This is a genomic window from Plantibacter sp. MDV22-iso1 (genome assembly GCF_058408345.1).
The window spans coordinates 25414-37484 of sequence record NZ_JBZVDY010000001.1 but is presented as its reverse complement, the minus strand read 5'-3'; the positions used below and the strand labels follow the sequence as shown (position 1 = coordinate 37484).

General features: G+C 71.0%; 9 protein-coding genes. 1 reads left to right on the top strand and 8 read right to left on the bottom strand.

The features are described from left to right. Positions 1-36: 36 nt before the first annotated feature. The 8 genes from AC4PMY_RS00155 to AC4PMY_RS00120 form a co-directional block, all read right to left on the bottom strand. Positions 37-2661, bottom strand: a complete 2625-nt coding sequence (locus AC4PMY_RS00155) for an alpha-mannosidase (protein WP_491621724.1) — start codon at positions 2659-2661, stop codon at positions 37-39. Further along, positions 2658-3239 carry a D-sedoheptulose-7-phosphate isomerase gene (locus AC4PMY_RS00150; RefSeq protein WP_491621723.1) on the bottom strand — a complete coding sequence of 194 codons (582 nt, stop codon included), beginning with the start codon at positions 3237-3239 and terminating at the stop codon, positions 2658-2660. Before AC4PMY_RS00150 ends, AC4PMY_RS00155 begins: the two co-directional genes overlap by 4 nt. Continuing rightward, entirely contained in the window at positions 3232-4224 is a 993-nt protein-coding gene (locus AC4PMY_RS00145) for an ROK family protein (RefSeq protein ID WP_491621722.1), read from the bottom strand. Before AC4PMY_RS00145 ends, AC4PMY_RS00150 begins: the two co-directional genes overlap by 8 nt. Before the next feature lie 93 nt (positions 4225-4317). Further along, entirely contained in the window at positions 4318-6198 is a 1881-nt protein-coding gene (locus AC4PMY_RS00140; RefSeq protein WP_491621721.1) for an MBL fold metallo-hydrolase, read from the bottom strand. Then, positions 6195-8078, bottom strand: a complete 1884-nt coding sequence (locus tag AC4PMY_RS00135) for an alpha-galactosidase (RefSeq protein WP_491621720.1) — start codon at positions 8076-8078, stop codon at positions 6195-6197. The genes AC4PMY_RS00140 and AC4PMY_RS00135 overlap by 4 nt, the downstream gene beginning before the upstream one ends. Before the next feature lie 8 nt (positions 8079-8086). Beyond that, complete coding sequence (locus AC4PMY_RS00130) at positions 8087-8755, bottom strand: aspartate/glutamate racemase family protein (protein ID WP_491621719.1); 669 nt, start codon at positions 8753-8755, stop codon at positions 8087-8089. Next, positions 8755-9669, bottom strand: a complete 915-nt coding sequence (locus AC4PMY_RS00125; RefSeq protein WP_491621718.1) for a hypothetical protein — start codon at positions 9667-9669, stop codon at positions 8755-8757. Before AC4PMY_RS00125 ends, AC4PMY_RS00130 begins: the two co-directional genes overlap by 1 nt. Beyond that, the gene (locus AC4PMY_RS00120; RefSeq protein WP_491621717.1) at positions 9666-11186 is read right to left on the bottom strand and encodes an FGGY family carbohydrate kinase; all 1521 of its coding nucleotides are present in this window, start codon (positions 11184-11186) and stop codon (positions 9666-9668) included. Before AC4PMY_RS00120 ends, AC4PMY_RS00125 begins: the two co-directional genes overlap by 4 nt. Before the next feature lie 86 nt (positions 11187-11272). Between AC4PMY_RS00120 and AC4PMY_RS00115 the strand changes: the two genes are divergently transcribed. Beyond that, a complete protein-coding gene (locus AC4PMY_RS00115) occupies positions 11273-12058 on the top strand; it encodes a DeoR/GlpR family DNA-binding transcription regulator (protein ID WP_491621716.1) in 786 nt (261 codons plus the stop codon). Positions 12059-12071: the final 13 nt, after the last annotated feature.

Sequence of the window (12071 nt, the reverse complement as noted above, 5' to 3'; positions counted from 1 at the left end):
CGTGGTCCCACGCAAGACTCGGACCGCTGCCGTCGCTCAGCTCGGACCGGTCGGACCGGGCTCCAGATCGCGCTCGACGAGGTCGACCTCGACCACCGGCGCCTCCGGGTCGAGCGGGACGCGGAAGGTCCGGATCTGCGAGGGCGCGAAGTGGGCTTCGACCACCCGGTCGAGGAAGGGCAGCTCGATCCGCGCGTTCGTCGCCCGGTGCTGGGACTCGACCGCGCGGACGATCACCTCGGCTCCGCCCGCGGCGTCGACCACGTCCTCCGACCCCTTGATCGCCGTGACGATGACGGACCCGCCTCCGTCGTCGGCGAAGGAGTGGGCCGCCGGCAGCACACCGGCGTGGGACGACTCCTGCATCGCTCGCACGGGGGAGCCGAGCAGAGCCGCGCGCCTCGTGGGTGCCGCCCTCCTCCAGTCGCCGGCGTGGGGGATGAGCTCGTAGCTGAACCGTTGCGTGCCCTGATCCTGGTAGCTGTAGACCCCGGACGGGTCGAGGAGTCGTGGATCGTGCCAGGAGTACACGGGGCTGCGGACGGCGGTGATCCCGATACTCGGCTCCTCACCCGGAGAGACGTCGAAGCCGTGCTTGGTCGTCGTGACGACGGTCAATCCGGCCCGCGTCCCGTCGACGGTGCCGCTCAGATCGACCCAGGACTGGGCCGGTTCCTCAGCGCCGTCGACAGGTCGCTCGATCGATCCGTACGGCACCTCGTACCGGGCCTCCGGATCGTCGAGGACCGTCGGGAACCGCAGCTTGAGGAGATGCGCCTCCTCGCGCCAGTCGAGGGTGACGTCGACACGCAGCGTGGTCGAGTCGTGGTCGAGCAGGAACTCCTCGACGAGGAGCGACCGGTTCCACCGGCGTTCGACCCGCACCCGCGTCCGGACCGGTCCACGTTCGCGGACGACGATGCGGACGAGTTCCATCGGATCGCCAGGCCAGGCATAGGAGACGACGCGGTGTCCCCAGGTGTCGGTCGGATCCTCGCACACCTGCGTGTGTCGTGTCCCGTCGACGTCCGCCATGATGTCGACACCGGTCCCTGCGAGCCGGTAGGAGTCGATCCAGCCGGTCCGTGGGTCGAGGTGCACGCGCACGGACGCGTTCTCGAGCACCACGCCTCCGTCGGCCTCCTCGCTGACGGAGAGCTCCGACGGCTCGGCTGCGATGCGGCCCGGCCGGAGCCGGTAGAGCCGGTATCCGAGCGCGGGGACTTCGGCTCGGAACAGCAGCGCCCCGCGGCTCTGGTCGTCGGTCGTGGCGGTCGACTGGGTCGACTGTGACCGCACGACCCGGCCGTCCTCGTCGACGACGTGGACCCCGCCGCGCTGCGCGCCGAGGTGGAAGGGCACGTCGGTGACGACGGGCCACGGGTGTGGATTGAAGACGAGGACGGGTTGGGTGTCCGTTTCGAAGGGTACGTCGACCTGTCGCGCGATCACGTTCTGGGCCGTCGTGATGATCCGCTTGGAGATGGACACGGCCTCTCCGAGCTGGTCGCGCGCGTCCTCGTAGGCCGATTCGATCGCGCTCCCCGGGAGGATGTCGTGGAACTGGTTGAACAGCACCTGCTTCCACGCGGTCTCGAGCGCCTCCCTCGGGTACGCGACGCCGTCACGCACGGCGACGACCGCCGCCCAGCGTTCCGCGGAGAGGAGCGCGTGCTGCGCGCGCCGTTGCCAGGCCTTGATGCCGGAATGCGCGGAGTAGCAACCGGGAGCGTGATGCTGGAGGTCGTCGGTGCGGACGGGCAGTGCGGTCAACGCCTCCTGCCCGCCGGCGAGGACCTCGTCGAAGTAGCGTCGTGGTGACGACATCGTCATCCTCCCGAAGGAACCCATGCGGTCGTAGCGGTGGATCGACTCGATGTTGGCTCTGGTCGGCCCACCGCCGTGGTTGCCGACCCCGTAGAACACCATGAGGTCCCCGACGCCGCGATCCAGCGCCGCCAACGACTTCTCGGTCTGCCCGTCCACCGAGCCGGCGGGGCTGCAGTACTCGAAGGGGATGCGATAGGCCAGGACCCGGCTGCCGTCGGGCGACTCCCACCAGAAGAGGGAGTGGTCCAGATCGCTCTCGTGCGGGCCCGGACGCAGGAAGGTGTAGGAGTCCATCCCCTGCAGTCGGAGGATCTGCGGCAGCATCACGTTGTGCCCGAAGGGGTCGACGTTCATGCCGACCGTGGCCGGACGGCCGAAACGGCTCTCGAGGAACCGTTGGCCGTAGAGGCCCTGGCGTGCGAAACTCTCGCCCATCGGCATGTTGCAGTCGGGCTCGACCCACCACCCTCCGGTGTTGACCCAGCGGCCTTCCTCCACGCGTTCACGGATCCGGTCGAAGAGCTCACGATCGTGCTCCTCCACCCAGCTGAGCAGGACCACCTGATCGCAGGTGAAGACGAAGTCCTCGTACTCGTCCATCCGGTGGATGGCGGACCAGAACGTCGCTCGAGCCTCCTGATACCCCTCCTGCCACGGCCAGAGCCACACGGGGTCGAGGTGGGCGTTCCCGATCATGTGGACGGTCCGGCCGGGTGCCGCGACCGGACGGTCCTCGGTGGGAAGCCCGGGCGGTTGTGGGCCGGCCGGCGCGTTCGACACGGGAGCCCGCCGCATCGGATTCGTGTCCTCGTGTCGTCCATGCGTGGTCATGCTTCGACCTCCTCGTCCGCCGCCCAGGCGTCAACCATCTCAGAGATCGCGTGGAGCATGAAGGTGTGCAGCTCCTGAATGCGCGGGGTGGCGGTCGACGGAGCGAGGAGCGCGTAGTCGGCGTGCGCGCGGGCCGGGCCTCCGTCACCGCCACCGAACAGCACCGTGGTCGCACCGGCGTCTCGAGCAGCCGCCAGTGCGGTGACGACGTTGGCGGAACGACCGCTCGTCGTGAAGGCGGCGACCACGTCGCCTGGCCGCGCGAGGCCGGTGACCTGGCGGGCGAAGACGTCGTCGAAGGAGTAGTCGTTGGCGATGCAGGTCATCGTCGTCGGATCCGTGCTGAGGGTGACCGCGCCGAGCGGTCGCCGGTCGCGCTTGTAGTGCCCGATCACCTCGCCGGTGAAGTGCTGGGCGTCCGCCGCGCTGCCGCCGTTGCCGAAGGTGTACAGGATGTGGCCCTGTGCGAACCGCTCGCACAGCAGCGCTCCCACCCGTCCGATCTCGGGCAGGAGGACGTCCGCGGCGAGGGCGGTGCGGACGTGATCGTCGAGCTGTCCCCGCATGCCGTCAGACATGGCTCGCCTCCGAGTCGACGGTCTCGCGTCTCGCATCGACGTGGTCGAATGCGGCCGCCGCCGCGCCGACGACGCAGACCTCGTCCCCGAGGCCGGCCAGCATGATCCGGGCGGCCTCGGCGGCCGGTGGCATTGCGTCGAGGCCGACCCGTTCGCGGATCGGGAGCAGGAGTGCGCCTCCCGCTCTGGTCACCCCACCGCCCAGGACGATCGCGTCCGGTTCGAAGACGTTCACGAGGTCCGTGACGGCGGTGGCGAGGACGTCCAGCGTCTCCTCCCAGATCGAGGAGGCGACGTCGTCACCGGCACGTGCTGCGGCGACGACGTCCTCGGCCCTGATGGGTTCGAGCCCGGCCAGGGTCGAGATCGCCCCTGACCCGACGGCCTCCCGGGCCCGCAGCGCGATGGAGGTCCCGGAGGCGTACCCCTCGAGGCAGCCGCGCCGACCGCAGAGACAGGGCCGGCCATCCGTCCGCACCAGGAGGTGACCGAACTCCCCACCGTTGCCGGCGGCTCCGCGGTTCAGACGGCCGTCGACGACCGCGCCGCCCCCGACGCCGGTGGAGAGCGTCAGGTAGACCATGGTCCGGGTGCCTCTGGCCGCTCCGTAGCGGAACTCGCCCAGTGCCCCCGCTGTCGCGTCGTTCTCGAGGACGGCCGGTACGCCGAACTCCCGCTCGACGAGCGAGACGATCGGCAGGTCGATCCAGCCGGGGAGGTGCAGGGGGCCGATGAGCACCCCTGCGTCGGCGTCGAGCGGTCCGCCGCAGGAGATCCCGACGGCCATCACCTCGCCGAGGCCCGCCGCCCGGATGGAGCGGTGACCCATCTCGAACAGTCGGGCGAGGATGCGATCGGGACCTTCCTCACGACGGGTCGGCTCGACGAGACGGCCCGCGGTGCGACCATCACGGGTCGCGACGGCGACGGCGAGCTTCGTGCCGCCGATGTCGAGGGACAGGACGGGGCTGCGATCGTGCGGCATGGTGACCCTTTCGCGGATGATCACGGCTCGAGACGGCGCGGGAACTCGTCGCTGAGCACGCGGATGTGGCATCGTTCCCACAAATCCTAGGGGTCAGCTTCCTGCAGGGTCAACCGCCGGGACCCTCCGAGAGGAGCGAGGTTCGACGACATCGACGACGGCGTCGGCCTGCATCCCGTAGTCGTGCCCGTCGATCATCAGCGAGGCCCCGACCACCTGCCGTCGACCCGGGTCGTCACCCGTGATCACGCGGAACCGGAGTACCGCCTCGGCACCGGGATAGACGACGACACCGTGGGTGGGTGTCAGACAGGCCCAGCCGTCGGGCACCACGACGGTGACCCGGACGTCGCGCGGGCTCAGGCTCGGATTGCTGACGCGGGCCGTGTACGTGACGTGCTCGCCCGGCCGGAGTCGTCGGTGGAACGGCTCCAGTAGGAGAAGGTTCCCATCCGTCGGTGGGGCGTCCGAGCCGTACGGGAGGAGGTCGTCGTGCAACTCCTCCAGGCGCCGACCCTGCTCGGCGAGGACGTCGAACGTCCGGTCGTCCACCCAGGCACCCTGCCAGTGGCCGGTGAGCAGGAGCTGCGGAGCGATGCGCCGGTAGAGGGCTGCACTGGCGCGATAGTCGGCCCGGCGGAACCGGTTCCGGTACTGGTAGTTGAGCACCTCCCTGCCGTCGTCGCTCGCTCCTGCGGTCTGTTGGTCGCCCGTGACGAGGACGCGCACGCCGTCGACCTCGAACTCGAACGCCGCCGCGTAGAGCGTGTGGCCCGGGAGGTCGTGGGTGGTGATCGCATGGCCACGCCATTCGACCGTCCCGCCGAGCACCAGTTCCCGATCCGCCGTGATCGGGTCGAACCATTGGCAGGGGAGGTCCGTCCGGAGCGGATCCTCCATGATGCGGGCCACGTGTTCGGGGACCCAGATCTCCGTTCCCTCCACCTCGCGGAGCAGCGGCAGACCCGCGACGTGGTCGTCGTGGTAGTGCGTGGCGAGCGCGACCTCGATGCTCCGCACCCCGAAGTCGCGCCGGAGTGCGGGGAGCGAGGCGAGCCAGGGTCGCCTCGCCGCGCGGTCCGTCCCGCTCGGCCACCCGGTCGAGAGGTCGTACCCGTAGTCGATCACGAGGGCCTCGCCGGTTCCGGACAAGAGGACGTAGCTGCAGGCGTTCGACGTACGGTTGACGAGCAGATGCTCGGTGAGCCGCACGTACGGTCGTTCCAACCGGTCGCGGAGGTCCCACGGCTCGATCCGTCGCGAGTCCACGTAGGCCTGCATGCGTTCGGCCAGGAGGGCGAGTGCGGCAGGAGCGTCGGCGATAACCTCCCCGTGCGACGGCAGCAGCACGTCGACACCCGCCTGTCCGAGGATCAGACAGCTGAGGATGACCATGGCGGGACCCTCGCTCTCGGTGTACGACCACTGTGTCGCGGCCAGGGACCACACCCGACCGGGCGAATGGATCAGATCGCCGGTGAAGGCGAAGGTGCGGTCGCCGCGGTGGACGAGGTAGCTGACGGAACCCATCGTGTGGCCGGGGGTCGGCATCGTGTACACCCCGATCCCGGCGATGACCTCGGTCCGGTACTCCGCGGCCACATGATCGACCGGGACGGACGACAGCAGGGAGAACCGGTCCTGTCGGAGGTTGTAGTCGTTGGCCAGGGTCCTCGTCGCCCACATCTCCTCGACGTCGTCGAACAGCTCACGCTCGACGGGCGGCACGATGATCGGGATGCCGGCCGCCACCGCCCTCGGGAGGCCTTCGCCCTGATCGCGGTGGTGATGGGTCATGAGGACGGCGTCGAGCCCGGTCAGGCCCATCTCCTGCAGGTGGTCCAGGACACGACCCGAGCCGAAGTCGATGGCGATCCCTCGATCGGAGGCACCGTGCTCCGCCGTGACGACGTATACGGCGCAGGTGTCCTCGATGCGGAACACCCCGGGGGCGATCGTCGTCACCGCACTCACGCGGGCGCGCCTCGTCCGGCGATGCCCGCCCGGTAGCGCCCCCACTCCCGGGCGACGACGGACAGGTGTTCAGCGCCGATGCGTTCGCCGCTGTTGTCGATCGATTCCACGTAGTACAGCGCCGGTACACCGACGTCCGGTTGCGCCTCGGTGTAGTCGAGCCACGCGGCCCGGTCCGGCATGGGCCACTGATCGGTGTCGATCAGGTGCAGCGGGAGGGCTGCGCCGGCGACCGCGGCCCGGAATCGCAACTGTTCGGTGACGGGCACGCGTTCGCCGTCGACGCCGCGCTCGAGGACGTCGTTCAGCCGGATCATGTCGCTCACATCACCGAACGACGGATGGACGGTGTGCGTGACGATGAGTGCGTCGGGCTTGGCCCGCCGTGCCGCCGCGTGCACCTCGGCGAGGAGGAGGTGGAGGGCGGCGATGCCCCACACGCCGTCCGCGTGCGCCGTCAACGAGGCGCCGGACGGTGCGCGCTGGGTGAAGTCGACCTTCAGCCCGTCGGCGTCGAGGCCGTCGGGTGACAACAGGAACGCGATGCGGCGCGCCAGATCGGCCCGGTAGTCGGGATGGGAGGGATCGACCGACACCACGGAGCCCGTGCGGGTGGTGACGCACCAGTCCGCCGGGAGGCCGGATGGGTCCCAGGCTTTGAACCAGAGCAGGACACGCTGCCCGTCACGATGGCGGTCCGCGATCCAGGTCCGCAGATCCGGCCATTTCGACTCGTCCACCGTGTTCGTCCCGTAGTCGAGCTGCCAACGATCATCGATGACGATCGTCCCGGGGACGATGTCGGCTTCGCCCAGACGCCGCAACCAGTGGTCGTAGAGGTCCTGCCGCGCCAGCTCCGGCGCCCGGGCCGCGCCAGCAGGGAGCACGAAGCCGTCGGGGCCGTCCGGGCCCTCGGGGCCGCCGTCGTCGACGGTCTCGTCTCGTGAGGCGACGGCGAGGGCGCACTGCGCGCCCCACCCGCAGAAGATCGGTTCCCGATGCCACGAGGGGGACGGAGCCGGGTCGGGGGCCCAGCCCGAGGTCTGGAGATCCGTGCGGTACTGGCGGACGACGTCGAGCGCCGAGTCGGCCGGCCGCAGCACGACCTCGGGCGACGTCCATCCGTCCGCCTCGACCGTGGTGTGACCCTCGTAGGCCAGACGCAGCAGGAAGCCGCCGTCGAGCGGTTCGTAGGAACAGCTCGTGAAGCCGAGCGTCTCGACGGGCCCGACGACCGACACCCCGAACCAGGCACCGTCCGGGGTGTCGGTCGCCGAGGTCGCGGGCGCGCGACCGAATCCGAAGGCGAGGGGTGGGGGAGAGAAGACCGCGTGCAACCTCCCGGGTTCGGCGTCCCCGACGACGCCCAGCTGAGCCGGGATCGCCGAACTCCGCACGACGGCCACGGGCTCGGTCGGCGTCGGCACGAACACCGATGCGAAGTCGATCGACGACCGGAAGACGCCGGCGGCACCGGATTCCAGCACGGCACGACCTCCGAGGATCGTGACGTCGCCGAGTCGACCCGCCCCGGTGACCCGCACGGTCGCGCGGATCTCGCCCGCTCGGCAGTCCAAGCGCAGCGTCCGGTGCTCCCACGCACTCGACGCGGTCGTCACCGTGACGACGACGCGGTCACCGTGCTGCTCCGCGATGTGCACGACCGTCGGACCTGCGGACTCGTCAGGCTCGCCGAGGCGGTCGACGCTCGTCAGCAGGGACAGCTCGGACCAGCGGGTTCCGTCCGCGGCGGACAGGAGGGCACGTGGTTGGTGGTCTGTGAACGCGAGCCGGTAGGCGTCCGTCCGGATGACGGCGGCGGCGCCGTCGCGCTCCACTCGAAGGCGCGGTCCACCCTGGGTCTGCCGTGGAGCGGTCATGGACGGTCTCACTCCGCAGGTGCCGCGCCGAGGGCCGCCAGCAGGGCGGCGGTCCCTCCGGCCGGCGAGGTCAAGACCGGGGTGCCCGTCCCGACGTCCTCGAGGGCCGCGGCCATCGACGCCTGCGCGAGGACCACGACGTCGCACGGTTCCAGAGCCGCGACAGCCGCCCGGACGAGTGCATCGTGTTCCGCCGTGTCCCCGGCTTCCCGCGCCGCCGCCGCGCCGTCCACGATCTGGGCGTCGACCACGATCGTCCGTCCCCGGCTCGTGTCGAGCGACCCGCGGATCAGTCGAGACGTGGGCCCGAGCGTGGCCTCGAGGGTGGCGAGGACCACGATCCTGCCCTGGGCTCCGGGTTCCGTGGCGAGTCGCACGGCTGCAGCCGCCATCGGGGCATCCACCCGCACGACGGGGATGGCGACGCGGTCGGCGACCGCGTCGACGACCTCGCCGATGGACGAGCAGGTCACCAGGACGGCTCCCGCCCCGGCGACTTCGAGGCTCAACAGGTGTGCGGCGATCCGCTCGGCCATCTCCGTCGTCGGACCGACGCGTCGGGCCTCCTCGAGGAGCCAGGGATCGGCGATGTGCAGTCGTCCCACCCCGCGGTCGACGACCGCGGCGTCGAAGACCGGTGTGAGCGCGGGGACGGTGTGCAGGAATCCGGCGAGCATCAGGCGTCCCTCCACGGTCGAGCGTGACGGTCGACGACCTCGACGAGCGCGTCGAGCCGAGGCCGTGCCACGTCGCGGAGGCGGGTCGCGACGTCGTCGTCGCCGACGACGTCGCTCCACAGTGCGCGACCGGCGAGGAACCCGCTGGCCCCCTCGCGACACGCGGCCTCGACGGCGGGGAGGAAGCGCTCGTGTCGCACCCCCTGGGAGAGGACGACCCACGGCCCGGTGGTCGCGGCGTCGAGCGCTGCGCTCGCGCGCCGTTGCTCGTCCGGCGTTCCCTCGCCTGCGAGCGGGACCTGTGCCTTGTAGAGGCTCTGACCGACGGTCGAGAGCTCGGCAGCGGCTTCGAGGATCGCCTCGTCCATGTCCCAGCTGCCGTCCTGCAGTTCTTCGGGCGTCGCCCTGACGACCGGTTCCAGGACCGAGAGCACCCCGAGCCGCCTGGCGGTCGCCGTGAACTCGTGTGCGAGGGCCACCCGGTCTTCCCGGCGGGCATCGCGGCGCCAGATGATGAGCAACTTGATCCCGGCGACGGAGGCGAGGCCTCGTTCGTCGCTGAGGACGTCCAGGTCGAGCGCCGTCTCCTCGACCGGCTCTCCGTCCTCCTGGGTGAGCGCGTCCACCGCCAGGATCAGTCCCGTCGTCGGGGGGACCGACCCGGCGTCCCGGACGGCGTCGAACCCGTACTGGCGGTCGATGAGGAACCCGGAGGCCGCCGGGGCGAGTTCCCGCGCCACGTCCAGCTTGAAGGCGGTCAGGACGTCGTCGGCGGGGCGGCCGGCCCCGGCGAGGTCGAACATGGCCCGCAGGCTCTCGCGTTGGTCCATGGCGACCATCGCGAAACCACCGCCTGGTCGCGCGATCGCGTCGAGGCTCGGCGTCCGGATGGACGAATCGGTTCGGTCGGTCATGATCCTCCGGTCTCTGCTGGCGTCGTCGAACCGCCCTGGGGGTGTCCGGAGCGCAGGGAGGCGCTGCGGACGAAGTCGTCGTGTCGGCGTCGGTGCTGCGCCGTCGATCCGCGGGCGGCCGCCGATGCGGCGTCGATCGGCACGGTCGGGAGCGCTGGCGGGGGAGCGGTCGAGCCGGAACGCACCGCTGCGAGGACCGCCGCGCCGACCGCGACCGGTTCGCGCACCGTCAGCCGCTCGAGCTCGTGTTCGAACACCTGGGCCCGGAGCGACCGCCAGGACGGGGAGGCCACCGCCGGACCTCCGGCGACGACCGTGGCCCGGGTGGCCGGTGCGAGCGCGTCGACGGTGTCGAACATCCACCGTGCGTGATGGGCGAGCCCGCGGAGCACCGCCGCGAGCCGGTCGACATCGCCACCGAGCGAACCGGGGATGTCCAGCACGGCGTACCGGTCCGGTGCCGGCGACTGTCGGCCGCGTGGGTACGGACGGGCGATCGGACCCGGCTCGACCGCCAGGCGGGAGGCCTCCTCGAGGATTGCTGCACGCCGCTCTGCGGGGGACTCAGACAGGAGCAGGCGGACGAGACCGCCTGACGCAGCGGAACCGGCCGTGACCGCGACCTCCGTGCCGTCGACGGCGAGCGACAGCCCGACGCCCGCGTCGATCGCGCGTCTCCGGAGGTCGGTGTCGACGCGATCCGACCGGACGAGGCCGACGACCGCCTCCGCGGTGCCGACCGAGTCGACACTGCGGCCGGGTGTCCGTAGCCCGGCAGCCCACGCGGCGACGGCATGGTCGTGGCCGGCGACGGACACCGACGCCCCTGCCGGCAGGCCGAATCGGCGTGCCGCCGCCGCATGCACCACGCCGAGCGGCGCACCCGGCGGAAGCACCCGAGGGAATCTGGAGGCGTCGAGACCCCAGCCGGCGAGGATGTCCGGGTCGAGCCGCCCTTCCGGCGGCCCGGTCGGATCGAGGACGAAGGCCATGGTCCGGGCGGCGAGGGTGTGATCCATGGCGTTCCGCCCGGTGAGCGCCCGCCCGACGAAATCCGCGACACCGTTCCAGGACGCGGACTCCAGCCACCGTTCGTCGCGGCCGCACTGGAGGACGGCCCACGTCGAGAGGGGGGCCTTGTGCGTGTGGGGGGCCCCGGTGCGTTCGCGCAGTCCCGACGCGTCGAGTTCGGACGCGACCAGCTCGGCATCCGCACGGTGGGCGGGTTCCGTCGCGGCGTCCCAGCGCAACAGGGCGCCGAGCGTCGCGCCGTCGGAGCGTTGCAGCACCCCGGTCTCCGCCATCGAGGCGATACCGACAGCGGCGACGTGATCCGCATCCGACCGGATGCGGGCGATCGACTCGGTGAGGCGGTCGAGGAGCTCATCGCCCGTATCGGGGGTCGGCGTCGACGTCACAGCGAGTTCGCGTACGACACCGTCGTCGACGGCCACCGTCGCGAGCTTGGTGTTGCTCGTTCCGACGTCGATGCCGAGGAAGACGGGACGTGAGGTCACGGGGCAAGTCTGTCCGCTTTCGGACATCATCGTCAAGATTTGTTTGAATGTTGACATTGTAGGGGAGCAGAAGATTGGATTGTCCCGTGCGATACACCGAAGCCCCCGCCCGTCGGGTCGAACTCCTCCGCCGCCTCGCCGACGAAGGCTACGTGTCCTCCGCGGCCGTCGCCGACGAGCTGGGCGTGTCCGAGATGACGGTCCGCCGCGACCTCCGCCAGCTCACGCTCGAAGGGCTCGCCCGTCGGGTGCCCGGCGGGGCGACCGCTCCCGTCGGAAGCACCGGCGCGCCCTTCGAGGAACGTGACCGAGCCGGCGTCGCCGAGAAGCTCGCCATCGCTCGTGCCTGTGCCGCCGAGCTGGCCGGGGCCTCCACGATCGCCCTCGACGCCGGCACGAGCGTGGCGGCGATCCTGCCGCTCCTCCCCGCCGGCGTCACGATCGTCAGTCATTCGGCGCCGGTGATCACCGACTGCACCACTCGCGAGGACGTCGACCTGATCGCCATCGGCGGAAGCTACCGGCGTGACACCCGGAGCTTCGCGGGGAGCATCGCCCGCTCGGCCTTCGCCTCCCTGTCCGTCGATGTCGCCGTCCTGTCCGCCACGGCCGTCGACGGATCGGGGGTGCTCTGCGCCAACACCTTCGACGCCGAGATCAAGCAGGCCATGGCGTCCATCGCCGGCACGACGGTGCTGGTCGTCGACCACACGAAGCTCGGCGCGCGGGCCCCGATCCGGGTCGGCCCCCTGGACATGATCGACGTCGTCATCACCGATTCACCCGCGTCCTCGGATGCCGTCCGGATGCTGCAGGACACGGGTGTGCGCGTCGTCCTCGCCGAACTCGACGCCGGCGGCGTGCTCGCCTGACGGGGTCCTCCGT

Bases quoted from the DNA above. Each gene is read 5' to 3' on its own strand.
- AC4PMY_RS00150 (WP_491621723.1), bottom strand. From the start codon at position 3,239: ATGTCTGACGGCATGCGGGGACAGCTCGACGATCACGTCCGCACCGCC.
- AC4PMY_RS00155 (WP_491621724.1), bottom strand. From the start codon at position 2,661: ATGACCACGCATGGACGACACGAGGACACGAATCCGATGCGGCGGGCT.
- AC4PMY_RS00130 (WP_491621719.1), bottom strand. From the start codon at position 8,755: ATGCTCGCCGGATTCCTGCACACCGTCCCCGCGCTCACACCGGTCTTC.
- AC4PMY_RS00135 (WP_491621720.1), bottom strand. From the start codon at position 8,078: ATGACCGCTCCACGGCAGACCCAGGGTGGACCGCGCCTTCGAGTGGAG.
- AC4PMY_RS00145 (WP_491621722.1), bottom strand. From the start codon at position 4,224: ATGCCGCACGATCGCAGCCCCGTCCTGTCCCTCGACATCGGCGGCACG.
- AC4PMY_RS00125 (WP_491621718.1), bottom strand. From the start codon at position 9,669: ATGACCGACCGAACCGATTCGTCCATCCGGACGCCGAGCCTCGACGCG.